The sequence below is a fragment of the Micromonospora sp. URMC 107 genome (assembly GCF_051386315.1).
GTDB lineage: Bacteria > Actinomycetota > Actinomycetes > Mycobacteriales > Micromonosporaceae > Micromonospora.
In genome coordinates this window covers 1-26885 of sequence record NZ_JBPQTK010000082.1, presented here as the reverse complement: position 1 = coordinate 26885, position 26885 = coordinate 1, and the positions used below count along the sequence as shown (strand labels likewise).

The following is a 26885-nucleotide window of genomic DNA, read 5'->3' as shown; positions in this document are numbered from 1 at the left end:
TGCCGGTGGCCGGCGGCGGGGTGGTCGGGGGCGCGGTGGTCGGCGGCGTCGTCGGCGGCGGGCTGGTCGGCCCGCCGCCCCACTGCGGCTCCGGCCACGGCCCGCAGTACGGCGTCGACGTGTACCAGCCGGAGTTGCCGGTGCCCTGGGTGATCTGGAAGCCGCTGCCGACGCAGTTGTGCATCGGGTTGGCCTGGGCGATCCCGGTGGCCCGCACGTTCGTGAAGGACACCTGGCTGGGCGCCTGCACCTGGAGGGCGTACGTGCCCGCGCCGTCGATCCGTACGTTGTCGAAGCTGATCCCGCTGCTCTGCCCCTCGATCCAGTGCAGCGCCGCGTACGAGCTGTCGAGGATGTCGGTGTCGGTGACGTTGATCGCCGCGCCCTGGATGGGCTCGTTGAGCGCGGAGAACCAGATCGCGCCGACGCCGAAGCGCCAGTTGTAGTCGGAGTTGCCGTTGCGGATCAGGGTGTTCCGGGCGACGGTGATCGTCCCGGAGACGGCGGTCGGGCCGGTCACGCCCGGGTAGCGGTTGGCGACGTGGATGCCGCCGCCGTTGGTCACCGAGTCGGCCGTGACGTTGTCGGTGATCTTGATGTCCCGCCCGCCGTAGGTCACCAGGTGGTTGGCGAGGATCGTCACGCCGATCGTGTTGCGGGTGAAGGAGTTGTTCACGTTCGGCACGCTCTGCGCCCACATCGCGAGGGCGTCGTCACCGGTGTTGCGCACGAACGTGTTGGTCACCGTGGAGTTGGTGACGCCCCAGTGGAAGTTCACCCCGTCGGCCGTCTGGTCGAGGATCCGGCTGTTGCGGATGGTGAAGTTGTCCATCGGGCCGTCCATCCAGGCCCCGACCTTGGTGTGCTGCATCCAGACGTTGTCGACCACCGAGTTCGACAGCGCCCCGCCGATGGCGTTGACCTGGTCCTCGTCCACCCGTTCCCGGATGTCGCCGATGATGGCGAAGTCGCGCAGCGTGACGTTGCGGCTGGGCCCGCCGGCCTCGTGCGGCCGGATCTCGCCGCTGTAGCCGCCGCCGGGGACGTACTTGCCGTAGATGCCGGCGGCCCGCTTCCGGTCGGTCGGGTGCCGCCCGCCGAGCACGGAGTACCACGGTCCGGCCCCGCGCAGGGTCACCCCGTCCACGACGACGTGGTCGAAGAGGGTGAACGTGCCGGTCGGGATCCAGACGGCCCGCCCCTGGGCCCGCCCGGCGTCCACCGCCGCCTGGAACTTCGCGGTCGAGTCGGTCGCGCCGGTCGGGTCGGCGCCGAAGTCGGTGACCACGTCGAGGACGCCGGCCGGCTTGGCGATGGGCGCGCCGACCAGCTCGAAGTCGGCCAGGTCGATGGTGAAGGTCGGCGACTGGGCGGTCGAGGAGACTTGGAGCCGGATCTTCGTGCCGGCCGGGTAGGTGGTCCCGAACATGGTCCGGGTCTCGTCGTAGAAGTGGTGCGGGTTGGTGTCGCCCGGGTTGTTGTTGAACGGGTAGCCGCCGTAGTACCAGCCGTACCGCGAGGTGACCGGCACCGCCCTGACCAGCGTGCCGTTGGCCCGCAGGTCGATGCTGGCGTCCCGGCCGGTGCCGGCGGCGTTGTCCGGCAGGCTGTAGCGGAAGGTCACCGCGTTGGCGGGCGCGGTGAGGGTGAACTCGACGTACTCGCCGACGGCGTCCAGGGTGACCGCCTCCCGGCCGGACGCCTCGGACGGCAGCGTGCCGTAGCGCCGGTCCGGGCCGATCCTCGTGCCGGTGTGCGCGGCCTCCTCCGCCTCCTGCTCGACGAACGGGACGGTGGCGCCCCGCCCCGGGATGTCGAACGGCGAGAGTCCCGCCGCGTGGGCCGGGGTCGCGGTGGTGCCCAGCGCGACGACGGAGATCGAGGCCGCGGCGACGGCGGTGCCGGCGAGGGCGGCCAGCCCCGCGCGGATCCGGTGTCTTCGCTGGTGGTGCCCGGTGGTGTGGTCGGCCATGAGCGGCGCTCCCTTTCCTCGGTTGGCCAGGTCCCCCGTGTCGTGCGGTGCGGTGTGGTGCGCGTACCTCCCGGTCGGCCTCGGCCGGCGCGGTGCCGGCGGCCGTCGGGTCAGGCCGGTCCGGGCGGCGGGTCCGTTCCGGCCGTCGGGGCGGGCGTCGCCTCGGCGGTACGCAGCCAGACGGCGGTGTCCGGGGGCAACCGGTCCTCGTCGAGCGGCCCGCTGGCCAGCAGCCGGTCGGTGTGGGGCGGCAGCGGAACCGCCGCGTCCGAGAGGTTGACCACGCAGGCGAAGCCGGGCGCCCGCCGGAACGCGAGCACCCCCTCGGGGGCGGGCAGCCAGGTCAGCTCCCCGTCGCCGAGTGCCGCCTCGGCGCGGCGGACGGCGAGGGCGGCCCGGTACAGCTCCAGCATCGAGCGGGCGTCCCCGGTCTGGGCGCTGGCGGTGCGGTCCTTCCAGTCGGCCGGCTGGGGCAGCCAGGGTGCCGCCGTCGCGTCGTCCGGGCTGAAGCCGAACGGCGGGGTCTCGCCGGACCAGGGGATGGGCACGCGGCAGCCGTCCCGGCCGGGATCCACCCCGCCGGAGCGGAAGTGCATCGGGTCCTGCCGCAGCTCACGCGGGATGTCCTCGACCTCCCAGAGCCCCAGTTCCTCGCCCTGGTAGACGTACGCGGCGCCGGGCAGCGACAGCGACAGCAGCGCGGCGGCCCGGGCCCGGCGGGTGCCCAGCTCCAGGTCGGTGGGGGTGCCCTCGCGCTTGGCGGCGAAGCTGAACGTGGTGTCCGCCCGGCCGTAGCGGGTGACGTGCCGGGTCACGTCGTGGTTGGAGAGCACCCAGGTGGCCGGGGCGCCGACCAGCGCGTGCGCGCTCAGCGTCCCGTCGATGCTCTCGCGCATCGCCGAGGCGTCCCAGGCGCAGCCGAGAAAGTCGAAGTTGAACGCCGCGTGCAGTTCGTCCGGGCGCAGGTAGTTGGCGAACCGCTGCCGGTCCGGCATCCACACCTCGCCGATCAGCGCCCGGTCGCCGGGGTACTCGTCGGCGATCCGCCGCCAGGAGCGGTAGATGTCGTGCACCCCGTCGAGGTCGCGGAACGGGTGCGGCCGGTCCGGCAGGGTCTCGGGCAGCGTCCCGTCCTTGACCAGCAGCCCGGCCGAGTCGATCCGGATGCCGTCCACCCCCCGGTCGAACCAGAACCGCAGGATGTCCTCGAACTCGGCCCGCACCCTGGGGTGGTCCCAGTTGAAGTCCGGCTGCTCCGGGGCGAACAGGTGCAGGTACCAGTCGCCGGGGGTGCCGTCCGGGTTGGTGGTCCGGGTCCAGGTCTCGCCGCCGAACTCGCCGACCCAGTCGGTGGGCCGCTGGTCGCCGTCCGGGCCCCGGCCGGGGCGGAACCAGAACAGCTCCCGCTCGGGTGCGTCCGGTCCGCCGGCGAGTGCCGCCTGGAACCAGGGGTGCCTGTCGGAACAGTGGTTCGGCACCACGTCGACGATGGTCCTGATGCCGAGGGCTTGCGCCTCCGCGATCAACTCCTCCACCTCGGCCAGCGTGCCGAAGACCGGATCGATGTCGCGGTAGTCGGCCACGTCGTAGCCGGCGTCGGCCATCGGGGAGGGGTACCAGGGGCTGAACCAGATCGCGTCGATGCCGAGCGCCGACAGGTAGTCCAGCCGGGACCGGATGCCGGCGATGTCGCCGGTGCCGTCGCCGTTGCCGTCGGCGAAGCTACGTGGGTACACCTGGTAGATCACCGCTCCACGCCACCACGGACCGTTGTCTGCTCTGGACACGAGCACCTCTTTCTGCGTCAGTGCGTCGGCGGGTTCGCCGGGCCTTGATGTGTCTCGGGCGAACAGTCGTTGTTCGCCGCGGGGGAATCGCTGAGGGCTATCCCTTGAGGCTGCCCGTGGTGAGGCCGGACATGATGTTCCGCTGGAAGACCAGGAAGACGACGACGGTCGGGATCGCGGCGATGACCGACGCGGCGACCACGACGTTCATGGGCGTACCGCCGGAGAAGGCGTAGATGCCGACGCTGACCGTCCGGGTCTCGGGCGACGGCATGACCAGCTTCGGCCAGAGGAAGTCCTTCCAGACCGCGGTCACGGCGAAGATCGAGACCACGCCGAGGATGGGGCGCGACATCGGCAGGATGATCGACCAGAGCGTGCGCAGCGGGGTCGCCCCGTCCATGAGGGCCGCCGCCATCATCTCCTCCGGGATCGAGTCGAAGAACCGCTTCAGCAGGAAGATGTTGAACGCGTTCGCGACCAGGGGCAGCCAGATCGCGAACGGCGAGTCGAGCAGGTTGACGTGCAGGATCGGCAGGTCGATCACGGTCACGTACTGCGGGACGATGAGGACCATCGCCGGGATCATCAGCGTCGCCAGCATCAGGCCGAGGATCACGTTGCCGAAGACCGGGCGGAGCTTCGACAGGGAGTACGCCGCGGCGGTGTCGAGGACGAGCTGGAACAGCACCGCGCCGGCCGCGTAGTAGAAGGTGTTGAACAGCAGCTTGGCGAGATCCAGGTTGTTCCACGCGTCGACGTAGTTCTGCCACTGGGGATCCCGCGGGAACAGCGACGGCGGGGTCTGCGCGATCTCCTGGCCCGACTTGAGCGCGCCGGTGACCATCCAATAGAGCGGCCCGAGGAAGACGAGCGTGAATCCCGCCACGACGACGGCGAGCAGCGTCCAGTAGATCACCCTGCCGCGTCCCCGCCTGAGCTGGGCGTGGGAGACGAGTGTCCGGGTCCCGGAGTCCTGTGCCATTCCGCGTCCGTCCTAGTCCTGTTTCGCAGTCAGCCGCACGTAGACGGCAGAGAAGCCGGCCAGCACCACGAGCATGATCACGCCGAGCGCGGCGGCGCCGTTGAGGTCGTTCTGGAAGAAGCCGTGCTGGTAGATGAGGTACGCGACCGAGGTCGCCGAGTCCTCCGCGCCCGCGCCGTTGGCGAGGATCAGCGGCTCGATGAAGACCTGCATGGTGGCGACGATCTGCATCATCGCCAGGAGCGCGAGGATCAGCCGGGTCTGTGGGATGGTCACGTGCCGGATCCGCCGCCAGATCCCGGCGCCGTCCAGCTCGGCCGCCTCGTAGAGCTCGCCGGGGATGTTCTGCAACGCCGCCAGGTAGATCAGCACCGCGCTGCCCATGTTCATCCAGGTCGACGCGAGCACCATCGCGGGCATCGTCATCTCGGGGGACTGCATCCACTGCGACGTCGGCAGGTGCAGCGCCTTGAGAATCGCGTTGAAGAGTCCCGCGTCGCTGGGGTCGTACGCGTAGAACTTGAACAGGAAGAGGGCCGAGGCCGGCGGCAGCATCACCGGCAGGTAGACCAGGATCCGCAGGTATCCCTTGGCGTGGCGGAACTCGTTGAGCAGGACCGCCACGAAGAACGGCGCCACGTACCCGAGGACGAGCGCGAGGACGGTGAAGGAGAACGTGTTCTTCCAGGCCGTCCAGAAGCTCGGGTCGTCGACGATGCGGGTGTAGTTGTCCCAGCCCACCCAGGTGGTCTCGCCGCGCCGGGTGCGCTGGAAGCTCATCACGATGCCGCGGATCATCGGGTACCAGGAGAAGACCGCGAAGCAGAGCACCGCCCCGACCAGGAACGCGTGGCCGGTGAGGTTGTCCCGCACCTTGCGGCCGAGGCTCGTACGCTGCGGCCCCACCGGGGACGGCGGTGCGGGGCGGCCCGTCTCTCTGGTGGTCCCCGGGGCGGAGAGGATTGCCAAGGCAACTCCTGGTGAGTCAGTGACCGGACGTGCGCCGCGGACTTCGGTGGGGGCCGGCGCGCCGGCCCCCACCGTCGGATCAGCTCTCCGCGGCGAGGAGCTGGTTGACCTTTTCTTCGGCCGTCTTGAGCAGCGCGTCGATGTTCGCGTTCGGGTTGGTCAGCACCCCGGACATCGCCGCGTCGAGCACCGCGTAGATCGCCTGCGCGTTGCGCGGTTCGCCCTTGATCGGAACCGGGGCGGCCTCGAAGAGCGCGAAGTTCGCGGTGTCGACGTTCGCGTTCGCCTTGCGCAGGTCGAGCTCCTGCTTCTGCGCTTCGCTCCCGTTGGTGAAGAGCAGCGGCTGGGGCAGGCCGACCGGGTAGTTCTGCGGCTTGGCCCGGACGTAGTCGAACTGGCCCTTGCCCGGCGTCAGCTTCTGGTACGCGAGCCACTTCAGACCGGCCTTGACCTGCTCCAGAGAGAGGCCCTTCTTGAAGAAGTAGCCCTCGCCACCGCCGAGCGTCGCCTTCGCCGGGCCGTCCTGGCCGGGCAGCGGGGCCATCGCCCAGTCCTGGAACTTGCCCTGGAACTGGCTGACGATCGCCTGGGTGGCGTCCGGCGCGCCGATGAACATGCCCACCTTGCCGGCGGCGGCGTTGGTCAGCAGGTCGCCCCACTGGAGCAGCTGGCGGCTGCCCATGCTGTCGTCGCCGTACCGCATGTCCTTGAGGTTCTGCAGGACCTGCTTGCCCATCGCGTTATTGAAGTCGGCCTTCTTGCCGTCCGGGGTCAGCACCTGGCCGCCCTGCGAGTAGAGCAGCGAGGTGAAGTGCCAGCCGCCGGTGTTGCCGGCGCTGTACTCCGAGTAGCCGGCGATCCCGTTGCCGAGCGCGGAGATCTTCTTGGCGGCCGCCCGGACCTCGGGCCACGTCCTGGGCGGGTTGTTCACGTCGAGCCCCGCCTGCTGGAACAGGGCCTTGTTGTAGACCAGGCCCATCGAGTAGTTCTTCGCCGGGACGGCGTAGAGCTTGCCGCCGTCGCTGAAGACCTCCTTGAGCGCCGGGTCGACGCTGTCCCAGGTGGGAACCGTGTCCTTGTTGGCGTACTCGGTGATGTCCATCGCCTGGCCGGAGTCCAGCACCTGCTGGAGGTCGGTCATGTAGCCGTAGAACAGGTCGGTCACGGTGCCGCCGGCCAGGCGGGCGGTGAAGTCCGGCGGGTTGTTGCACTGCTCGCCGACGCTCACGCTCTTGATGACGATGTCGGGGTTCTGCCGCTGGAACTCGGCGACGTCCTCGTTCCAGTTCTGCAACAGCTCTTTCTGGGAGCCGACCGGCTGGCAGTCGACGGTGACGGTGACCTTGCCGCCGGCACTGCCGGTGGCGTCGTCGCTCTTCGTGGAGCAGGCCGCAAGGCTGAGCCCCAGGCCGGCCACGAGCGCCAACGCCGCAGCCTTTCGGTACTGCGGTACGGACATCTGTCCATCCCTTCGGGAACGGGTGTCTCCATGACCTGCGCTGAGGCCCGGTGGTCGTCACCGCGCCGACGCGCCGGCACTGATCTGCGTCTGCCGAGCGACCTGACCCCGGGTAGCTGCGCCGAGGCTCGGTGTGAGTGGGGTCACTGTAGCCAGGCGAACTTGTTTCAGCAAGGTATCGATCCTGTGTTGAAAAGACGAGACTTTGAAACGACAGATTTTGACAGGATCTTGGAAGGCCACCGATTTGCGGCTTTGACCCGATTGGCGCATGCCAGCGGGCGCCGGCAAACGACGGAACGGCCGCCGACCGCGGGCAGCGGTCGACGGCCGTTCCGTCGTTTCAGGTGGGCGGGGCGGTCCCGGGTCAGCGACCGGGAGCGGGCGCGGTGGAACCGCGCACCACCAGTTCGGGCTCGAACAGCAACTCGTCGTGCAGCACGCCGGCGCCCTCGATCTGGGTGACCAGTAGGTCCACCGCGGCCTGCCCCATCGTCTCGATCGGCTGCCGCACGGTGGTCAACGGCGGGTCGGTGCAGGTCATGAACGCGGAGTCGTCGAAGCCGACCACCGACACGTCGGTCGGCACCACCCGACCCAGCCGCCGGGCGGCCCGGATCGCGCCCAGGGCCAGCACGTCGCTGGCGCAGATGATGCCGGTCACGCCCCGCTCGACCAGCTTGGTCGCCGCGACCCGCGCCCCCTCCATGGAGAAGCTGGAGCGCTCGACGTACGCCGTGTCGTCGCCCCAGCCCGCCGCCTGGGCCATCGCGTCCAGCTTGCGCCGGGACGGCACGTGCCCCTCCGGGCCGAGCACCATTCCGATCCGGTCGTGCCCGAGCGAGCGCAGGTGCCCGTACGCCTGCTCGACCGCCACCGCGTCGTCGGTGGAGACCCGGGGGAAGCCCAGCTCGTCCACACCCGCGTTGACCAGCACCACCGGCAGGCCCCGGTCGGTCAGCCGGCGGTAGTGGTCGTGCCGGGCGTCGGCGAGCGCGTACGAACCACCGGCGAAGATCACCCCGGAGACCTGGTGGTCGAGGAGCATCTCCACGTAGTCCATCTCGGAGACGCCCCCGATGGTGCGGGCGCAGAGCGCCGGGGTGAACCCCCGTTGGGCGAGCGAGCCGGTGACCACCTCGGCGAGCGCCGGGAAGATCGGGTTCTGCAGCTCGGGCAGCACCAGCCCGACCAGCCGGGCACGCTCGCCGCGCAGCTTGGTCGGCCGCTCGTAGCCGAGCACGTCGAGCGCGGTCAGCACGGCCGTCCGGGTCGCCTCGGAGACCCCGTCCCGACCGTTGAGCACCCGGCTGACGGTGGCCTCGCTGACGCCGGCCTTCTTGGCAACTTCGGTCAACCGTTTCGTCACGGCCGCAATCGTACGTCATCAGACTGAAAGAAATGAGCAGCCGCCTGCCGGGCGATTGCCGTGCGCTGCCGTGCGCTGCCCGCCGCCCGGCATTCGGCGCGACTGGCGCGGCACCGTCAGGACATGTCGCGCAGCGCGTCCTCGATCGCCCGGTGGAAGGTCGGGTACGCGTAGATCATCTGCCGGAGCCGGGCGAGCGGCACGGCCGCGTGCACCGCGACCACCAGGCCGGAGAGCACCTCGCCACCGGCCGGCCCCACCGAGGTCGCGCCGATCAGCACGCCCTGGTCGGCGTCCGCGACCAGCTTGACGAAGCCCTCGTTGCCGGCCTTGTGGATCCAGCCCCGGGCCGACGACGGCACCCGGGCGAGGCCGACCTGCACGTTGACGCCGCGCTCGCGGGCCTGCCGCTCGGTGAGACCGACCGCGCCGACCTCGGGGTCGGTGAAGGTCACCCGGGGCAGCGCCCGGTAGTCGGCGCGCGGCACCGCACCGGCGGAACCGCCCGACGCCGCGCCGACCGCCCCGGACGCGCCACCCGTCGCGCTCGCGGTGCCGCTGGGGTCGGCCCCGCCGTCGGCGCGCCGGGCATGGTCGAGCACGTCGGCGACGACGATCCCCGCCTGGTACATCGCGACGTGCGTGAACGCCCCCTCGCCGGTCACGTCGCCGACCGCCCAGATCCCCTCGGTGACGTGCAGCCGGTCGTCCACGGCCAGGTAGCGCCGGCCGGCGTCCACCCCGACGGTGTCCAGGCCCAGCTCGTCCAGGTGGGCCCGGCGACCGGTCACCACGAGCAGCCGCTCGGCGGTGAACTCCGCCCCGCCGGCCCCGTGCAGGGTGAAACCGCGCCCGTCGTGGCTGACCCGCTCCGCCCGCACCCCGGTGTGGATCTCCACCCCGTCGGCGCGCAGCGCGGCTTCGGCCACCTCGGACGCCTCCGGCTCCTCGACGGCGAGCACCCGGTCCAGGGCCTCGACCACGGTGACCCGGACCCCGAACCGGGCGAAGACCTGCGCCAGCTCCAGCCCGATCGCCCCGCCGCCCAGCACCAGCAGCGACTCCGGCAGCTCCTCGACCTCGATGGCCTGCCGGTTGGTCCAGTACGGCGTGTCGGCCAGCCCGTCGACCGGCGGCACGGACGGCCGGGTGCCGGTGCCGAGCACGATCCCGTGCCGGGCCTGGAAGACCCGCTCGCCGACCCGGACCCGGCCGGGGCCGTCGAGCCGGGCGCTGCCCCGGACGAACCGCCCGCCCTTGCCGGTGAACCGCTCCACCGCGACCGTGTCGTCCCAGGTGTCGGTGGCCTCCTCGCGGATCCGCCTCGCCACCGGCGCCCAGTCGGGCCGGACCTCGGCGGTGCCCGCGAGCCCGTCCACGCGGCGGGCCTCGGCGATCGCGTTGGCCGCCCGGATCATCATCTTGCTCGGCACGCACCCCCAGTACGGGCACTCCCCGCCGACCAGGTCGCGCTCGACGCCGACGACGGTCAGCCCCGCCTCGGCGAGTCGCCCGGCCACCTCTTCGCCGCCGACCCCGAGCCCGATCACGACCACGTCCACCAGTTCCGGATCCGCCATCCCGCCAGCATCGCGCACCGTTCGGCGGCCGGCCAGCCCGTCGCCGACGGAAATCCGCTGCCCGCCGGCGTCGGACCTCCTAGCGTGGCCGGATGCGCACACGCTTCGCCGCCGTCCACGACTGCTTCGCCGAGCTGCTCGCCGGGGGCCGGGAGACCGGGGCCGGCCTGGCGGTCTGGTACGACGGCGAGCCGGTGGTCGACGTCGTCGGCGGAGAGCGGTCACCGGGGCGGCCGTGGCGGCCGGACACGCTGGTCAACGTCTACTCGGTGGCCAAGCCGGTCGCCGCGCTCTGCCTGCTGGCGCTGGTCGACCGGGGCCGGCTCGACCTGGACGACCCCGTCGCCGACCACTGGCCCGGCTTCCGCGCCCCGGCCACCGTGCGCCAGGTGTTGACGCACACCGCCGGGCTGCCGGCCTTCCCGGTGCCCCGGCCGGCCGCCGCCGTCGCCGACTGGGACCTGCTCTGCGCCGACCTCGCCGCCGCCGAGCCGGAGTGGCCGCCGGGGTCCGTCGCGGGCGAGCACGCCTGGACGTACGGGCACCTGGTGGGCGAGCTGGTGCGGCGCGTCGACGGGCGGTCGGTGGGCCGCTTCCTCGCCGAGGAGATCGCCGGCCCGTGGCGGCTGGACCTCGGCTTCGGCCTCGGCGAGGCGGACCAGCGGCGCTGCGCCGAGCTGCGGTACGGCGATCCGGGGTGGCCGGAGCGGGTGGCCGGCGAGCCGGGTTCGCTCTGGGCGCGGGCACTGGACAACCCACCCGGCGGCCGGGACCTGTCGGTGGTGAACAGCCCGCTCTGGCGCGGCGCCGAGGTGCCGGCCGTCAACCTGCACTCGACCGCGGGCGCCCTGGCCCGCCTCTACGCGGGCCTGCTCGCCGGCGGCGTCCTCGACGGCGTACGGCTGTTCAGCCGGGAGCTGGTGGCCGAGGCGACCCGGGTCCAGTACGACGGCGACGACCTGCTGCTCGGCCGGCGGACCCGGTGGACGCTGGGCATGCAGTGGGAGGAGGACGGCAGCTGGGGCATGGGCGGGATCGGCGGCAGCGCCGCCTGGGCCGATCCCGGACGTGGCTACACCTTCGCCTACGCCACGTCCCACCTGGCCGACCACGACCGGGTCGACGCCCTGGTGGACGCCCTGCACTCCTGCCTCTGACCGCACGGCGGCCCGGGCGGCCGGCGGCAGGGGCCCGTCAGCGGCAGGGCCCGTCAGCGGCGGGCGGACGGTCAGCGGCAGGAGGCCGTCACGGGGCGGACAGGGCCAGCGGGCCGGGCACCAGGGCGGGCCCGGGAACCACCACCGGCGTGCCGACGGGGGTGAGCAGTGCGCGGGCGGCCACCGCCATGCGGCGGCGCTGCGGCACCAGCGCCCGGTCGGCGAAGACGTCGTAGTCCCGCGCGGCCACCTCGTCCAGGATCCCGCCGTACAGCGCGTAGGCGGTGCGCATGCAGGCCTGCGAGGCGGGCGCGAGCAGGGTTATCCCGGGGGCCGCGGCGGCGTAGTGCGCCTGGGCGCGGGTCACCTCGTACGCGATCAGCTCCCGGATCCGCGACGTGGCGTGGCCCCGGGCGCGCGCCTCGGCCAGTTCCTCGGGGGTGACGCCGAAGCGGGCCATGTCGTCGTCGGGCAGGTAGGTCCGCCCCCGGTCGAGGTCCTCGGCCACGTCCCGGATGAAGTTGGTGAGCTGGAAGGCGAAGCCGAGCTGGCGGGCCGGCTCCCGGGCCGCCGCCGGGTCCGAGCTGCCCAGGATCGGCAGCATCATGGTGCCGATCACCGCCGCCGAGCCCTCCATGTAGTCGAGCAGGTGGTCGTAGGTCCGGTACGAGGTGACCGTCAGGTCCATCGCCATGCTCTTGAGAAACGACGCGAAGTCGTCCCGGTCGAGATCGAAGACGGCGATCGTGTGCAGCACGGCGGGGAGCAGCGGGTCCTCCACCGGTTCGCCGTGCAGCCCGGCGACGAAGCGGCCCGCCCAGTCGTCGAGGCGCGCAGCGCGCTCGGCCGGGGGCAGTTCCTCGGTCCGGTCGACGATCTCGTCGGCGTAGCGCGTGAATCCATACAAAGCGTGTACATGCCGTCGTTTCCAAGCGGGCAGCAGCCGGGTGGCGAGATAGTAGGTGCGGCCGTGCCGTCTGTGCAGCTCACGGCAGCGGCCATAGGCAGCGGTGAGATCGGTGTCCACCGGCCCTCCTCAATTATCGACGCATGAATCGACGCAACTCGTAAGCCTAGGGTACGCTCGGGCACATGGCCAACGACGCAGTTGCGAAGAACTCGCTCCGCGTGGCCCCCGCCGGCCCGCCCGACGGGGACGACCCGGTCCGCGCGGTCCTGGCCGCGTACACCAACGACCTGGTCACGGCGGTGGAGGGCACCCTCGCCGCCTTTCTGGCCACCGAGGTCGACGCGCTGAGCGAGATCGACGCGGCGATGGGCGGATTCGCCGCGACGGCGCGCGACTGCGTGCTGGCCGGCGGCAAGCGCGTCCGCCCCACGTTTGCCTACTGGGGGTGGCGCGGCGCGCCGGGCGGCGCGGCTGCGCTGTCGTCGGTGCTGCCCGCGTTCGCCGCCCTGGAGCTGCTGCACACCTTCGCCCTCGTGCAGGACGACGTGATGGACGCCTCCGCGACCCGCCGTGGCCGGCCGACCGTGCACGTCGCGCTGGCCGCCCGGCACGCCGCCGCCGGCCACCGGGGCGACCCGCGTCGGTTCGGCGAGGCCGCCGCGGTGCTGATCGGCGACCTCTGCATGGTCTGGGCCGACCGGCTCCTCGCGCACGCGACGCTGCCGCCGGCCCGCCTGCTCGACGTCCGGCGCTGCTACGACCAGATGCGCGTGGAGACGATCGCCGGGCAGTACCTCGACGTGCTCGGCGAGAGCGACGCGGCGAACTGGTCGGTCGACCGGGCGCTGCGGGTCGCCCGCTACAAGACCGCGAGCTACACGGTGCAGCGACCGCTGCTCTTCGGCGCCCGCCTGGCCGGCGTCGGCGGCGACGCCCCGCTGACCGCCGCCTACACCCGCTACGGGCTCGCCGTCGGCGAGGCGTTCCAGCTCTGCGACGATCTGCTCGGCGTCTACGGCGACCCGGCGACCACCGGCAAACCGGCCGGCGACGACCTGCGCACCGGCAAGCCGACCGTGCTGCTCATGCTGGCCCGGCAGCTCGCCACGCCGACCCAGCGGCGCGCGCTGGACGGCGTCGGCACCGACGTGGGGGACGCGGAGGTCGCCCGGCTCGCCGAACTGGTCGCCGACACCGGGGCCGTCGACCGGGTCGAACGCATGATCTCCGACCGGGTCACCGAGGCGCTGACCGCGCTCGGCACCGCGTCGATCGACGAGACCGCGCGCACCGCGCTCACGGGTCTCGCCACCGCCGTCACCAACCGGCGGGCATGATGGGCAACTTCGCACAAGGAGGTGGTCGCGTGCGCACCGTTGACGGGCGTACGGACCGGGTGGTCGTCGTCGGTGCCGGGCTGGGCGGGCTGGCCTGCGCGCTGCACCTGGCGGGCAGCGGTCGACGGGTGACCGTGCTGGAGCGCGAGCCGGTGCCGGGCGGCCGGGCCGGCCGACTCGGCGTGGACGGCTACGAGTTCGACACCGGGCCCACCGTGCTCACCATGCCCGACCTGATCGCCGAGGCGCTCGCCGCGGTCGGCGAGGAGCTGGACGACTGGCTCGACCTCACCCCGCTCGACCCGGCCTACCGGGCACACTACCCGGACGGGTCGACGCTGGACGTCATCACCGACACCACCCGGATGGCCGCCGAGATCGCCCGGGTCTGCGGCCCCCGCGAGGCCGACGGCTACCTGCGCTTCGTCGACTACGCGCGCAGGCTCTGGCAGTGGGAACGCGCCGACTTCATCGAACGCAACCTGGACGCGCCCACCGACCTGCTCACCGGCAACCTGGTCAAGCTGCTGGCGGGCGGCGCCTTCCGCCGGCTCCAGACGAAGATCAACCAGTTCTTCCGGGACCCCCGCACCCAGCGGATCTTCTCCTTCCAGGCGATGTACGCCGGCCTCGCGCCGCACGACGCGCTGGCCATCTACGCGGTCATCGCGTACCTCGACTCGGTGGCCGGGGTCTACTTCCCGCGGGGCGGCATCCACGCGGTCTCCCGCGGCATGGCAGGCGCCGCCGAGAAGCACGGCGTCGAGATCCGCTACGACACCACGGTGACCCGGGTGGAGACCGCGAACGGCCGCGCCACCGGCGTGGTGACCGCCGACGGCGAGCTGATCCCGGCCGACGTGGTCGTGCTCAACCCCGACCTGCCGGTCGCCTACCGCGACCTGCTGCCGCCGAGCCGTCCGCGCCGGCTCACCTACTCCCCTTCCTGCGTGGTCCTGCACGTCGGTTCGACGCAGGGGTATGGGAAGATCGCCCACCACAACATCCACTTCGGACGGTCGTGGAAGGGCACCTTCGATGAGGTCATCCGGCGGGGCCAGCTGATGAGCGACCCGTCCCTGCTGGTCACCAACCCGAGCCGGACCGACCCGTCGGTGGCGCCCGCAGGGCGGCACACCTACTACGTCCTCGCCCCGGTGCCCAACCTCGACCGGGCGCCGTTCGACTGGCGGGGCGACCTCACCGAGCGCTACGCCGAGCAGCTCGTCGAGACCCTGGAGGAGCGCGGCTACGTCGGCTTCGGCGCCGGCGTCGAGGTGCTGCGGGCCGTGACCCCGGCCGAGTGGGCGGAGCAGGGCATGGCCGCCGGCACCCCGTTCGCCGCCGCGCACAGCCTCTTCCAGACCGGCCCGTTCCGCCCGTCGAACCTGCACCGGACGCTGCCGAACGTCGTCTTCGTCGGCTCGGGCACCCAGCCCGGCGTCGGCGTGCCGATGGTGCTCATCTCCGGCAAGCTCGCCGCCGGCCGCATCACCGGGGAAGCCTGATGGCCCTCCCCCTCGGACCCGGGAGACACCTGCCGTGACCACCCGCGAAGAGCATCTCGTCGAGCTCGTCGACGACACCGGGCGGCCGCAGGGCGAGACCACCGTGTCCGTCGCCCACCAGCCCCCGGGCCAGCTCCACCGCGCCTTCTCGGTGCTGCTCGTCGACCCCGACGGCCGGGTGCTGCTGCAACGGCGGGCCCCGGTGAAGACCCGCTTCCCGCTGCGCTGGGCCAACTCGTGCTGCGGCCACCCCGCGCCAGGCGAGTCCCTGGTCGAGGCCGCCAACCGCCGACTGCGCGAGGAGCTCGGCGCCGACCCGGTCGAGCTGACCGAGGTCGGGGTGTACGTCTACTACGCCGAGGACCCGGCCACCGGTCGGGTGGAGTTCGAGTACGACCACGTCCTGCGGGGCGAGTTCCGGCCGGACAGCCCGCTGCTGCCCGACCCCGACGAGGTGGCCGAGCTGCGCTGGGTCGACCCCGTCGCGCTGGTGGCCGACCTCGACGCCGATCCCCGCGCGTACGCACCGTGGCTGGGCGGGGTGGTGAACCGGCTGCTGGCCCCCTCGGGGCCGACCGCCAGCCCCCCGGACCCGGCCGTCACCCCGCCCGGCCCGCAGGCGAACGACGCGTCGGAGCGGTCGGGTGGCCGATGAGGCGTTGAGCGCGGGAGCCGTCGCCCGACGGCTGGGCGTCGCCGTGACCACCCTGCGCACCTGGCACCAGCGCTACGGCCTCGGGCCCAGCGAGCACGTACCCGGGCACCACCGGCGCTACACGCCGGCCGACCTCGCGCGCCTGGAGATCATGCGACGGCTCACCGCCCAGGGGGTCACCCCGGCGGAGGCGGCCCGCTGGGCCCGGCGGGCGCCGGACGCCGTGCCGACCGACGCCGGCGTACGCCCACGGGTGCGCGCCGTCGCCGGCCGGGACGGCGGCGGGTCGACGATCCCGGTCGGCCGGGCCGGGCCGGCGGCCCGGGGGCTGGCCCGCGCCGCCATGCGGCTGGACGCGGTCTCGATCGGCGAGACGATCGCCCGGGCCGTCCAGGCGGACGGCGTGATCGCCACCTGGGACGGCTTGCTGCGTCCCGTGCTCTTCGGCATCGGGGAGCGGCACGCCGCCACCGGTGGCCTGATCGAGGTCGAGCACCTGATGTCGCGCTGCGTCTCGGAGGCGTTCGCGGTGGTCGCCCGGGCCGGCGCCCCCGCCGGGCCGGCGCGCATCGTGCTCTCCTGCGCCGACGAGGAGCAGCACACCCTGCCGTTGGAGGCGCTCGCCGCCGCGCTCGCCGAGGCCGGCGTCGGCTACCGGATGCTCGGCGCCCGGATGCCGCTGCCCGCGCTGCTCGAGGCCGTCAACCGGACCGGACCGGCCGCCGTGGTGATCTGGTCGCACGCCCGGGCCACCGCCGACCCCGCCCAGCTCAACGCCCTGCTCGCCGCCCCCCGCCGGCCGCTGCTGGTGCTCGCCGCCGGGCCGGGCTGGCGGGCGGACACGCTGCCCGCCGGGGTGGTGCGGCCGGTCGACCTCACCGAGGCGGTCTCGCTGGCGCTGGCCCTGCGCGACTCGCTGGACCAGGCGACCTCCGACTGACCGGGCGACCCTCGACGACCGGGTGCCGGGGCGGGCTGACCGGGGGTGCCGGGGCGGAGCGCCGTCCACTAGCGTCGGGAGGTCCGCCGACCCCGACCCCTCCCGGGAGCGAACGATGCGCCCACGCGCCGTGCTGGCCGCCGGCCTGGCCCTGCTCCTCCTCCTCGGCGGCTGCGGCGAAGGCACCGCCACCGGTCCGCGGGCCGCCGGCCCCAGGCCGGTCGCCTCGGCCCCGCTGCCGGACGAGCCGGCTCCGTCGGCCAAGCCGCGGCCGACCCGCAGCACCCCGCCAAGGCGCCTGGTCCGCCCGCTGCCGACCAAACTGCCGGCGGGGCTGCGTCGCACCACCGGCGTACGGGCGGTGGCGTTGACCTTCGACGACGGGCCGGACCCGGCCTGGACGCCGAAGGTCCTCGACCGCCTCCGGGCGGCCCGGGTCACCGCCACGTTCTGCGTGGTGGGTACGCAGGCCCGGCGTCACCCCGAGCTGGTCCGGCGGATCGTCCGGGAGGGCCACCAGCTCTGCAACCACAGCTGGAACCACGACTTCCACCTCGGCCGGCGGCCGGTCGCCGAGATCCGGCGGGACCTCGTCCGCACCAACGCGGCGATCCGGGCGGCGGTGCCGGGCGCGAAGGTGCCGTTCTACCGGCAGCCGGGCGGCCGGTGGACGCGCGAGGTGGTGACGGTCGCCAGCCAGCTCGGCATGCGGTCGCTGCACTGGAACGTCGACCCGCAGGACTGGAACAAGCCGACCGCCGCGACGATCGTCAAGCGGGTCCGCGCCGCGGCCCGGCCCGGCTCGGTCGTGCTGCTGCACGACGGGGGCGGCGATCGGGCGGCCACGCTGGCCGCCTGCTCCCGCCTGATCACCGACCTGAAGCGCCGCTACGGCGTCGCCCGGCTGCGCTAGAGGCGTCTGACCTGCGGTTTTGCGCACCGCTGTGGCTAGGGCCATACCGGTTTGGTCGAGAGACCGATCATCACGTAAGCTATCCAAGCCTCCGGCGGGGCCGGATGGGAGCAAGTCCGCTTGAAGTTGCGAGTGTGCAATGATGGCGGGGCCGCCCTCATCGTCTAGCGGCCCAGGACGCCGCCCTTTCAAGGCGGTAGCACGGGTTCGAATCCCGTTGGGGGCACGGTCCGGCTTCGGCCGGAGGCAACAAAGCTAGGTCCTGTGGAGCAGTTGGAGTGCTCGCCGCCCTGTCAAGGCGGAGGTCGCGGGTTCAAGTCCCGTCAGGACCGCCAGCGGAGAACGCCGCGCCATGCGCGGCGTTCTGCGTATCGGGGCATGTGACCCTCCCGGCGGAGAACCCGACGTGCGGGTAGCATGAACCGAGCAACACGGCCAGGTAGCTCAGTTGGTACGAGCGTCCGACTGAAAATCGGAAGGTCGGCGGTTCGACCCCGCCCCTGGCCACATAGCCTTTCGCCGGGCTACAGGAGCGCCGACCAGCGGAAACGCCGGTCGGCGCTCCGCTTTTGCGCCTCCGGGCCCGGCTGTCCGGTCTACCCCTCGTTGCCCCGGAATCCCGCTGGTGGCCGCTCCTTATCGCACGCGGATAGCACGGCTCTGCTGCCCGTACGACGGACACCACGCTGTCCCTCTTCGGTTGACCTCCAGATCGGTACGCTCCGGCCGGCGCGGCCCGCTTGCGGGCCGCCTTGATCTGATAGAGCGCCCTCAACCTGCTGTGCCTGTCGGCGCCGGACCAGCGCCCGCCGCGCGGGCGGCGCGAGGGGAACCCAGCGGCGGCCCCCTCCGGGAGTTTGGTGCCTTGAACAGCCGGCCGACGTGCTCATTGCCGCAGACGGGGCACGCGGCCTGTCCGGGCGTCACCTGCTTGCGGGTCACCGACACGATCGTCTGTCGCACCGTCAGGCCAGCGCCGCCTTCGTCAAGGTCCGCCCACCGCAGTCCGCACAGCTCGGGCACGGCGGAGTCCGGTGTACGCGGCCAGCCCGTAGAGCGCGGACAGCCGATCGTCGAAGACGTGCTCCAGGAAGCGCGCCGCTCTTCCGGCTGCCACACCGTCTCTTCGTCGTCCGTGGTCGGTGTGGGAATGGAGTCCATGCGGCCCATCGCGGGGTTCATTGACTACAAGACGCATCGCTTCTCCGTCGCGGTTGAAGCGCATCGGGAAAGCGTCGAGTACTTCCTTGGCGACATCAGTATCGTGTTCGACTGCGGTGACAGCCTTGGAGTGATAACCGCTGATCGGGTTGAAGGCACGGCCCACGGAGCCGAAGCGGACAAGTACCCGATTGGCTCTCAGCAGAAGAACGATGCGATGGTTCGCAGGAAGCACGCAGAGTTGGCGGCCCGCAACAAACCGGGGGGCTTTGGGGTCGCTGTGGCAGACCCTACCGTCGCGCGAGAAGCGCTGACCGGGTTTTGTTCGGGCCATCGAGGCAGAGGATCCAGACGGGCTCAGGTGGCCCCGCAACAAACGGAGCGACGACGCAACTGCCGTCCACATCAGGCCGACGTTCTTCGTGCCGGTGCGACAGTCGCCGATCACGGATGACTAGCGAGCGGGGAAAGATCTCTGTAGAGTGCGTGGGCCATCGGAGATCATGAACGCGTGGATTGAACGGGGGATTGTCGTGGAGATGATGAGCAGGCGAAACGCTTTGCTTGCAGGACTAGTGACCACCACTGCGGTCGGCGGGTTGGCGGCGAGCGCATCTGGGGCGCACGCCGCGCCAAATACCACCGGCGACGGATGGATCTCGGTGCTCGATCATGGTGCGGTCGGGGACGGCACCACCGACGACACGGTTGCGATCCAGGCGGCGCTGACCGCAGCTACCAGCACCGGCGACAGTGTGCACTTTCCCGCCGGCCGGGCCTTCAAGGTAAGCGACGAACTGGTCGTCTCGGGGCTGACCCACTTTGTGGTCTCCGGTTACGGGGCCACCCTCGTACTTAAGGGCGGGCAGCCATCCGTCAAGGGCGCGAAGGCCGTCTTGCGTCTCACCGGCTGCCACAGGTTCAAGGTTCTTGGCCTGGAAGTGTGGGACAGCGACCGCTCGCAGCAATACAACGGGATCCGCATCGCGTCGTCCAGCGGTGGTGTCATTGAAGGCGTCACCGTCCGTAATGTTCGCTTCAACGGCATCGCCGTTTACGACGATATTCCCGGACAGTCCGATGACATCGCGATCACCAACTGCACCACTGAAGGCACTTGGTTCGGCATCTCGTCCAACGGCAGAGACGTACGGATCACCAACAACCACGTCGCGATGGACTGGCCGTCGACCGATGAGGCGCGACTGAAGGGCGGCGTCTGGAGCGAGCCGTCCGACTACTACGACGGTATCGGCATATGGGCGGGTGCCGACCGAAATGTCGTCTCCGGTAACACGATCACCGAATGTGGACAGGCGGGAATCTTCACGGAGGCGTGCACCAACCTCGTCGTCGCCGACAATACCGTGACCGGCTGCCAGTTGCGCGGCATTGAAATTGATGGGAGCAACGGCGGGAAGTTTCCTAATGGAACCGCCGTCGGCGTCTCGATAACCGGAAACGTCGTTACCGACTGCAAAGGACAGATCAACATCCTCAGCGCTCGTGACGTGACCGTGGTGGGTAACCGCACCGCAAACAATAACCCGTCACTGGCCGCGAGCTGCATCGCCATCAATTTGAAGACCACCAAGACAGTGGTCGTGGGAAATCATGCGCGACAGGCGCACGCTACCTTTCCCGCAATCTTCGTCACCGGAGCGGCGACCGATGTGACGTTGGCTTGGAACGCCGTGGAGGCCGCCGTGCCGTACCAGGCGCCGGTCGATACCGTGATCATCCGGCGGAGTGGCCCTGGGCAGATCCGCACCGAGGGTAAGTTGATCGCTGTCGGCGGCATCGGCGTGGGCAACAGTGCGCCCGCCACCACTCCCGGCTCCGTGGTGCGGAAGATCGAAGTTTTCTCGTCGACTGGTGCGAGCCTCGGCTGGGTGCCCGTCTACAACACCATTACCTGAGCCGTGGGTCAGAGGTCCGAGTGCCTGCGGGTACACAAGATCATTGCTCACGGGATGCTCGTTGACAACAGATGGGCATAGGCGGCGTGCAACGACAGACCGCACGGCCCCGACCTGGGCAGCAGCGCCGGGCGATGCCGGCCAGTAAGGGAACCAGCGTCCTGGAAATCGGAAGGCCGGCGGTTCGACCCCACCCCTGGCCACATAGCCTCTCGCCGGGCTAACGGGATCCCCACCAGCGGAAACGCCGGTGGGGATCTTCTTGTATGCCCTCCTGGCGCATCGATCGGCGTTGCCGTGGTTGACCACTCCTGGCCCCCGATCGCCGCCGCTAGTTGCACGTCCGCTGCACGCGCCCTCCTGGCTACTCGGGGACAGTCAGTTTCGGCATGGCTGCATACCATCGATGGCATGACGACGGTGGCGGTGATCCTCGTGGTACTCGTGGCGCTGTCTATCGGAGCGTTCGTCCTCGTGGGCTGGCGAGACAGACAGGGGCTCTCCTCATCCGAGGATTCGGCTGCTGTCCGCGACGCGCGAGCTGACCAAGAGCGTCATGCGGCAGAGCGTCATGGAGAACAGGGCGAGGTATGGCGACGCGGCCAAAGCCAGAGCATGTAAACGACGCCGCCCGCTCCTACAACTTCCACCCACCCACCGCAACCGTTCGGCAACTCCATCCTGGAGTCGTCTGGCCCGCCGGAGGCACAAGCTCCAACCCGCCTCGTCGGGGCAGACAGGCGCTCGATGTGGCGGCGCCCCTGCTACGTTGCCTGTTCTAGAGGCGGCCGGCTTCCCGGCGACCAGGACGAGGCTGACCCCCGGGGAGGAGCGCGGTGCCCACCGTCGACATGCCCGCACTGCGCGAGCGGATCGTCGCGAGCATCTGCGCGACGATCCGCCCGATGCTCGAGCGACGTGCGTCGGAGGAGCTGTACGCGGTGGCGCTCACCACGGACAGCGACGTCATCACGGTGAACCTGCTGGCGCACACCGAGGAAGCCCTCAAGGTGCTCGTCGAAGCCGACGACTCGTACGCCGACGGCTACCGCTGGTGGCCCGACGAGTGGGTCGTCGCGGATGACGACGCGACGCCCGGGGATGGTGTCGAGTCGATGGTCCAGATCAGCCGGGACATGTTCGACACCCACCTCTCCCTCGGCGACGACGCCGAGGCGCACGGCGAATGGCGCGTCAGGGCCCGCGCGGCGCTCGAAGAGGCCCTGGGCGACCACCGCGTCCGGGCGAGCATCGCCGACGTCAACCCCGCCTGGCACCCCGTGCTGTTCGTCACGGAGACGGACGGCAACTCGCACCTCACGGTGCGCAGCATCGACCTTCTCAACGACGGCCACCCGAGCCCCGACCTCGTCGCTTCCGCCCGCGACTTCTTCGACGAAACGGACGACTGACGGCGACGGAGGACGACCGTCGACAGGTTTGCTCACGCCTTGACAACAGGCGGCGTCCGGCGACAGGACACGACGAGCCCCGTACCCCCGGGCTCGCGACCCACCCCCGAAACCGATCGCCGCATCCGGCTATCATCGCGCCATGGCGATTGGTTGTACTCCCGGGCTGGCTCCCGCCGCGGCACTGTTCCGGTCCCTCGGTGATCCCACCCGGCTGTCCATCCTGCGCCGGATCGCGACCGGCGAGGCGCGGGTGGTGGACCTGACCAACGAGCTGGGGCTGGCGCAGTCGACCGTGTCGAAGCACCTGGCGTGTCTTCGGGACTGCGGCCTCGTCGACTACCGGGTGGCGGGCCGTCAGTCGTTCTACGCGCTGACGCGACCCGAACTGCTGGATCTGCTGCGGTCGGCGGAACGGGTTCTCGCTGCCACGGGCGAGGCGGTCGCCCTGTGCCCGGTCTACGGCACGCCGGCTGGCGCGGTGACCACGTGAGCGTGCCGCTGCTGACCCCGGAGCGTCGGGCGGTGCTGTCGCGACGCAGCCTGTGGCTGGCCTACGCCACGGCGGGCTACAACCTGTTGGAGGGCCTGATCGCGATCGCCGCCGGCGCGGCGGCCTCGTCCGCGGCGCTGATCGGCTTCGGCCTGGACTCCTTCGTCGAGGTGTCCAGCGCCGCCGTGCTGATCTGGCAGTTCCGTTCCCGGGTGCCCGAGGATCGGGAGCGGCTGGCGTTGCGGCTGATCGCCGTGTCGTTCTTCGCCCTGGCCGCCTGGGTGACGTTCGACGCCGTCCGCTCGCTGTCGACCGGCGGGGACGCCGACGCCAGCCCGGTGGGTATCGGCCTTGCCGTCGCGTCGCTGATCGTGATGCCGCTGCTCGTACGGGCCAAGCGGCGCACCGGGCGGGAACTCGGCTCGGCGACGGTCATGGCCGACTCGACGCAGACCATGTTGTGCACGTACCTGTCCGCGGTGCTGCTCGTCGGCCTGGTCCTCAATGCCGTCTGGGGTTGGTCGTGGGCTGACCCGATCGCCGCGCTCGTGATCGCCGGGGTCGCGGTGAAGGAGGGCATCGAAGCCTGGCGCGGTGAGCACTGCGACGACTGCGCGCCCCTGCCCGCCGCTGGCCAAGGTTCGGGCTGCGACGACGCCTGCTGCACCGACGGGAAGGCGTGACGATGGCCTGGCTCGCGCTGCTGCTCTACCTGCTGGGCCTGCTGCTCGCCTTCGGCTGGCGCACCCTGGCCCAGTGGCGCCGCACCGGCGACACCGGCCTACGCCTCGACGCCGGCCCGCCCGGCACCCTGCGGTGGTGGGCGAAACTGCTGTTCGTCGCCGCCCTCGTGCTCGGCTCGGCCGGTCCGGCCGCCGCCCTCGCCGGCCTGTCGCCGCTGCCCGGCCTCGACAACCGGCCCCTGCACGTGGTCGGTTTGGTCGTCACCGTCGCCGGCATCGGGGCCACGCTCGCCGCCCAGCTAGCCATGGGCGTCTCGTGGCGGATCGGCGTCGACCCCGACGAACGCACCACCCTGGTGACCAGCGGCGCGTTCGGGCTGGCCCGTAACCCCATCTTCACCGCCATGGCGGTCACCTCCCTCGGCCTGGCCCTGATGGTGCCCAACGCCGTCTCACTGGCCGCCTGGCTCGCCCTGCTCATCGCGCTGCAACTACAGGTCCGCGCCGTCGAGGAGCCGTACCTGGTCGCCACCCACGGCGACGCCTACCGCCGCTATGCGGCCAGAGTCGGCCGGTTCCTGCCCGGCCTGGGCCGGATCGGCGCGTAGAGGCGGCTCCCGAGCGCCTCACCCGTAGGTAGGAGACGCAGCCCCGGGTCTAGCGCCGGAACAGGACGAACCAGCCCGCCGCCGCCACGGCAAGAAGAAGTGCCACCACGAGCAGGCTGCGCCCGGCCAGGAAGGGCATGGGGAGGAGAAACGGTGCCTGCTGGAGCAGCAGACACGCGCCGAGCAGCGCCTGGCCGCCGCCGAGGCGGACTGGTTGGAGCCGCTGGCTCGCCGTGAGGCGGGCGATCCGCATCCACGCCGAGGGAAACCGACGCGTCACGGCGACCCGCACGCCGAAGACGATCATGCCCAGGCTGAGGACCACGATCACGAGGCGCGCGGCGGTCCACACCGGGTCCGGATCACTCGGGCTCATACGGCCCATCATGGGAGGAGCGTCAAGTCCGAAAGCGGTGTCAGCAGCGGCCCGCTCCCCCGCTGAGCCGCTGCTGTCGCAGGTGCGCGGTACGGTCCCGCCATGGTAGCCAGAATCAGCCTGACCCTCGACTGCGGGGACGCGAAGCTCCTCGGCGAGTTCTGGAAGACGGCACTGGGTTACGTCGACGAGCCCCCGCCCGCCCCCTTCCAGAGCGTCGAGGAGTGGCACGCGAGTTTCAACCTGCCGGAGGACGACCCGGTGGACGACGTGGCATGGCTGTGCGATCCCGACGGCGTCGGGCCCGCACTCTCCATCCTCAAGGTGCCCGAGCCGAAGACGGCGAAGAACCGACTGCACATCGATGTTCGGGTGCCGGGGCACGGCACCCCCGACGAGCGGTGGGCGCGGATCAGGGCCGAGGTCGAGCGACTGGTGGAGGCGGGCGGGACCGTCCTGGAGGTCTTCACCGGCCACCACGTCGTCATGGCCGACCCGGAGGGCAACGAGTTCTGCGTCGCCGCGACCTCGGCATGACGGCGCACCCCGTCCGCCCGCCCCGACTGCTGTCGACGGACGGATCCGGGACAGCGGTGCGCCGCTCGGCTCTGCCAGGCTGACCACCTACCCGCCCCTGGTGTGCCGTGTGCGGCGGGCCGACGCGACGGGGGGACGAAGCACGGCGGCGGCGTGGTCCCGCAGCTCCCCGTGGTCGAGCACTCGACCGCACGGTCGGCACCGACCAGGCCGTCGGTGGCGAATCCGGGCCGCCTGGCGGTGGGACAGGTGGTCGTGGTCGGCGCGGCTGCCGCCCTGTTCCTGCGCGAGACCGACAGCGGTCCGTGGGGGCTGTTCGCCCTCTTCGTGGGCGTGCACGCGGTGCTGCTCGCCGGCGCGGCGGCGCTGCTGACGGTGACCTACCTGCTCGGCACGCTCACCCGCCACGGGTCGCGGCTGACCGAGAGCCCCGGCCGCCGGTGCGGCTGGACCCTGCTCGTATGGGCGGGCGGTGCCGCGCTCGTCGGTTACGGGCGTACGGCCCTCGGCCACCTCGGCTTCGAGGCCGACCGGCACCCCGAGGTCGGTCACTGGTTGCTGGGCCTGGGGGCGGCGCTGGTGGTGGGCGTCCTCACCCGGTCGCGACAGGTACGGATCGCCTCCGCCGCGATGATCGCACTCTTCGTGGTGGTCACCGCCGCGCTGCGAGCCCTCGGCTGATCGCCTGACCGGCGTGGCTGCCGAATCCGGTTGCGGCGGGCGCCCGCGCTGCGATTGCCTGCTGCCATGCCGAAGAACCTTGTCGATTCCTACTTCATCTGCGGCACCCCGCGCACCGGCAGTTCCCTCCTGCTCGGGTTGCTGGAATCCACCGGTGTCGCCGGTCGTCCTCAGGCCTACTTCCGCTCGCCGGACGAGCCGCTGTGGGCCGACCGGTGGCGGCTTCCCCGCACGGCGGACGGCGGCTTCGACTACGCGGACTTCGTCCGGGCCGCGCTCGCCGCGGGCCGGACCGAAAACGGCGTGTTCGGCGCGAAGCTCATGTGGGGGACGCTGGAGGAGGTGGTCGCCAGGCTCGCGGCGCTCCACCCCGAGCTCGACGGCGACGACGTCGCACTGCTGAACAGGGCGTTCGGCCGCACCGGCTTCGTCTTCCTGCGACGCGACGACGTAGTGGCACAGGCGGTGTCGCGGCTGCGCGCCGAGCAGACCGGCAAATGGTTCATCGGCGGCAGTGGGGAGATCAGCGGCGACGCCGGCAACGGGCGGGCGCCCCGCTTCGATGCGAACGGGATCAGGCACTACATCGAGGAGATCAGGGAGCACAACGCGGCCTGGGAGGCGTGGTTCGCCTCGTGGGGGATCCACCCGCACGTCGTGCGCTACGAGGAACTGGCCGACGACATGGTCGCCGCCACGCGCGGTGTCCTCGACTTCCTCGGGCTCGACGTGCCCGAGGACGGCCGCGCCGTCGTCGCCCGTCACCAGCGCCAGGCCGACGAACTCAACCGGCAGTGGATCGCCCGCTATCGGGCAGGGGTGACCGACGGCTGAGCCGTCGACCGGCGGTTCTCCCCGTCGGCCGGTCGGTCGACCAGGAGGGGGCGGTGGTCGGAGATGGTCGACCGGCCGGACCCGATCCTTGGCCGCACGACAGGGCCGGAGCGGATCGACGGCGGTCGGGGTCGCCCGGTGGGGTCAGCGCCGCTGTTGGCGGTGCTGGGCCACCCCGCCCTGGATCGCCTCCCAGACGCTCCGGCCGGCCTGCCGCAGCGTCTCCCCCGCCTGCTCGGCGAGCTGGGCCGCGCTCGGCGCACCCCCACCGCCAGCGCCGGGGGTCTCGGGCTGTCGGCCCTGCCCGCCCTCGGAGGGGCCGCCCGACGGCTCCCGCTGGCCGGCCCCGGGCCCGCCGGGTCCGCCAGCGCCACGCTCGCCGCCGACCTCGCCGGCCGTGCCGCCGCCCCCGGGTCCGCCGACCCTCTCACCGCCCGGCTGCTGCGCGCCCTGTTCCGCACGCCGCTGTGCACCCTGCTCCGCGCCACCCGGCCGCGGCCCGCCCTGGTCGCCACCACCCGGCCACTGCCCGACCTGCTCGCCGTCCGACCGCTGCGCGCCGCGCTCCGCGCCACCCGGCCGCGGCCCGCCCTGCTCGCCACCACCCGGCCACTGCCCGACCTGCTCGCCGTCCGACCGC

General features: G+C 71.8%; 24 protein-coding genes, 3 tRNA genes and 1 pseudogene. 19 read left to right on the top strand and 9 right to left on the bottom strand.

What is annotated here, in order from left to right; genetic code table 11:
• The 7 genes from ACSNN9_RS18810 to ACSNN9_RS18780 form a co-directional block, all read right to left on the bottom strand.
• A partial coding sequence (locus ACSNN9_RS18810) for a glycosyl hydrolase family 28-related protein (RefSeq protein ID WP_436674669.1) occupies window positions 1-1972 on the bottom strand: 1972 nt, incomplete at its 3' end.
• Between the two features lie 110 nt (window positions 1973-2082).
• The gene (locus tag ACSNN9_RS18805; protein ID WP_436674668.1) at window positions 2083-3759 is read right to left on the bottom strand and encodes a glycoside hydrolase family 13 protein; all 1677 of its coding nucleotides are present in this window, start codon (window positions 3757-3759) and stop codon (window positions 2083-2085) included.
• Window positions 3760-3856: 97 nt separating this feature from the next.
• Window positions 3857-4744: a carbohydrate ABC transporter permease gene (locus tag ACSNN9_RS18800; RefSeq protein WP_436674667.1), complete on the bottom strand. Its 888-nt coding sequence runs from the start codon at window positions 4742-4744 to the stop codon at window positions 3857-3859.
• A 12-nt stretch (window positions 4745-4756) separates the two neighbouring features.
• Entirely contained in the window at window positions 4757-5713 is a 957-nt protein-coding gene (locus tag ACSNN9_RS18795) for a carbohydrate ABC transporter permease (RefSeq protein WP_436674666.1), read from the bottom strand.
• 79 nt (window positions 5714-5792) lie between these two features.
• The gene (locus ACSNN9_RS18790) at window positions 5793-7172 is read right to left on the bottom strand and encodes an ABC transporter substrate-binding protein (protein WP_436674665.1); all 1380 of its coding nucleotides are present in this window, start codon (window positions 7170-7172) and stop codon (window positions 5793-5795) included.
• A gap of 367 nt (window positions 7173-7539) precedes the next feature.
• Window positions 7540-8541: a LacI family DNA-binding transcriptional regulator gene (locus ACSNN9_RS18785; protein ID WP_121397202.1), complete on the bottom strand. Its 1002-nt coding sequence runs from the start codon at window positions 8539-8541 to the stop codon at window positions 7540-7542.
• 116 nt (window positions 8542-8657) lie between these two features.
• A complete protein-coding gene (locus ACSNN9_RS18780; protein WP_436674664.1) occupies window positions 8658-10121 on the bottom strand; it encodes a dihydrolipoyl dehydrogenase family protein in 1464 nt (487 codons plus the stop codon).
• A 92-nt stretch (window positions 10122-10213) separates the two neighbouring features.
• Here ACSNN9_RS18780 and ACSNN9_RS18775 point away from each other — a divergent pair, with 92 nt between their 5' ends.
• Window positions 10214-11278 carry a serine hydrolase domain-containing protein gene (locus ACSNN9_RS18775; RefSeq protein WP_436674663.1) on the top strand — a complete coding sequence of 355 codons (1065 nt, stop codon included), beginning with the start codon at window positions 10214-10216 and terminating at the stop codon, window positions 11276-11278.
• 88 nt (window positions 11279-11366) lie between these two features.
• Here the strand turns inward: ACSNN9_RS18775 and ACSNN9_RS18770 are convergent, their stop codons facing one another.
• The gene (locus ACSNN9_RS18770) at window positions 11367-12305 is read right to left on the bottom strand and encodes a phytoene/squalene synthase family protein (RefSeq protein ID WP_436674662.1); all 939 of its coding nucleotides are present in this window, start codon (window positions 12303-12305) and stop codon (window positions 11367-11369) included.
• Between the two features lie 65 nt (window positions 12306-12370).
• Here ACSNN9_RS18770 and ACSNN9_RS18765 point away from each other — a divergent pair, with 65 nt between their 5' ends.
• From ACSNN9_RS18765 to ACSNN9_RS18700, 14 genes are all read left to right on the top strand, one after another.
• Window positions 12371-13525, top strand: coding sequence for a polyprenyl synthetase family protein (locus ACSNN9_RS18765; protein ID WP_436674661.1), 1155 nt, complete (start codon window positions 12371-12373; stop codon window positions 13523-13525).
• On the top strand, window positions 13525-15033 hold the full coding sequence (gene crtI / locus ACSNN9_RS18760; RefSeq protein ID WP_436674671.1) for a phytoene desaturase family protein: 1509 nt from the start codon (window positions 13525-13527) through the stop codon (window positions 15031-15033). Before ACSNN9_RS18765 ends, crtI begins: the two co-directional genes overlap by 1 nt.
• Window positions 15034-15067: 34 nt before the next feature.
• Window positions 15068-15688, top strand: a complete 621-nt coding sequence (gene idi, locus ACSNN9_RS18755; RefSeq protein ID WP_436674660.1) for an isopentenyl-diphosphate Delta-isomerase — start codon at window positions 15068-15070, stop codon at window positions 15686-15688.
• Entirely contained in the window at window positions 15678-16628 is a 951-nt protein-coding gene (locus ACSNN9_RS18750; protein ID WP_436674659.1) for a MerR family transcriptional regulator, read from the top strand. The genes idi and ACSNN9_RS18750 overlap by 11 nt, the downstream gene beginning before the upstream one ends.
• Before the next feature lie 115 nt (window positions 16629-16743).
• The gene (locus tag ACSNN9_RS18745) at window positions 16744-17541 is read left to right on the top strand and encodes a polysaccharide deacetylase family protein (RefSeq protein ID WP_436674658.1); all 798 of its coding nucleotides are present in this window, start codon (window positions 16744-16746) and stop codon (window positions 17539-17541) included.
• A 153-nt stretch (window positions 17542-17694) separates the two neighbouring features.
• A tRNA-Glu gene (locus ACSNN9_RS18740) sits at window positions 17695-17767 on the top strand.
• 32 nt (window positions 17768-17799) lie between these two features.
• Window positions 17800-17876, top strand: a tRNA-Asp gene (locus ACSNN9_RS18735).
• A 98-nt stretch (window positions 17877-17974) separates the two neighbouring features.
• Window positions 17975-18048, top strand: a tRNA-Phe gene (locus ACSNN9_RS18730).
• Between the two features lie 574 nt (window positions 18049-18622).
• On the top strand, window positions 18623-19156 hold the full coding sequence (locus ACSNN9_RS18725) for a hypothetical protein (RefSeq protein ID WP_436674657.1): 534 nt from the start codon (window positions 18623-18625) through the stop codon (window positions 19154-19156).
• An 85-nt stretch (window positions 19157-19241) separates the two neighbouring features.
• Window positions 19242-20621 carry a right-handed parallel beta-helix repeat-containing protein gene (locus ACSNN9_RS18720; RefSeq protein WP_436674670.1) on the top strand — a complete coding sequence of 460 codons (1380 nt, stop codon included), beginning with the start codon at window positions 19242-19244 and terminating at the stop codon, window positions 20619-20621.
• 836 nt (window positions 20622-21457) lie between these two features.
• Window positions 21458-22033 (top strand): DUF4303 domain-containing protein, encoded by a 576-nt coding sequence (locus tag ACSNN9_RS18715; RefSeq protein WP_436674656.1) that lies wholly within the window; start codon window positions 21458-21460, stop codon window positions 22031-22033.
• Window positions 22034-22175: 142 nt separating this feature from the next.
• A complete protein-coding gene (locus ACSNN9_RS18710; RefSeq protein ID WP_436674655.1) occupies window positions 22176-22526 on the top strand; it encodes an ArsR/SmtB family transcription factor in 351 nt (116 codons plus the stop codon).
• Window positions 22523-23209, top strand: coding sequence for a cation diffusion facilitator family transporter (locus ACSNN9_RS18705; protein ID WP_436674654.1), 687 nt, complete (start codon window positions 22523-22525; stop codon window positions 23207-23209). Before ACSNN9_RS18710 ends, ACSNN9_RS18705 begins: the two co-directional genes overlap by 4 nt.
• Window positions 23210-23211: 2 nt before the next feature.
• The gene (locus ACSNN9_RS18700) at window positions 23212-23817 is read left to right on the top strand and encodes a methyltransferase family protein (protein WP_436674653.1); all 606 of its coding nucleotides are present in this window, start codon (window positions 23212-23214) and stop codon (window positions 23815-23817) included.
• A gap of 49 nt (window positions 23818-23866) precedes the next feature.
• Here ACSNN9_RS18700 and ACSNN9_RS18695 read toward each other — a convergent pair whose 3' ends face one another.
• On the bottom strand, window positions 23867-24193 hold the full coding sequence (locus tag ACSNN9_RS18695) for a hypothetical protein (RefSeq protein ID WP_436674652.1): 327 nt from the start codon (window positions 24191-24193) through the stop codon (window positions 23867-23869).
• A gap of 102 nt (window positions 24194-24295) precedes the next feature.
• Between ACSNN9_RS18695 and ACSNN9_RS18690 the strand changes: the two genes are divergently transcribed.
• From ACSNN9_RS18690 to ACSNN9_RS18675, 4 genes and pseudogenes are all read left to right on the top strand, one after another.
• Window positions 24296-24730 carry a VOC family protein gene (locus tag ACSNN9_RS18690; protein WP_436674651.1) on the top strand — a complete coding sequence of 145 codons (435 nt, stop codon included), beginning with the start codon at window positions 24296-24298 and terminating at the stop codon, window positions 24728-24730.
• A gap of 216 nt (window positions 24731-24946) precedes the next feature.
• Window positions 24947-25411: a hypothetical protein gene (locus tag ACSNN9_RS18685; RefSeq protein WP_436674650.1), complete on the top strand. Its 465-nt coding sequence runs from the start codon at window positions 24947-24949 to the stop codon at window positions 25409-25411.
• Window positions 25412-25441: 30 nt separating this feature from the next.
• On the top strand, window positions 25442-26245 hold the full coding sequence (locus tag ACSNN9_RS18680; RefSeq protein WP_436674649.1) for a Stf0 family sulfotransferase: 804 nt from the start codon (window positions 25442-25444) through the stop codon (window positions 26243-26245).
• A 138-nt stretch (window positions 26246-26383) separates the two neighbouring features.
• Window positions 26384-26885: pseudogene (locus ACSNN9_RS18675) on the top strand (hypothetical protein); the annotation flags it as partial.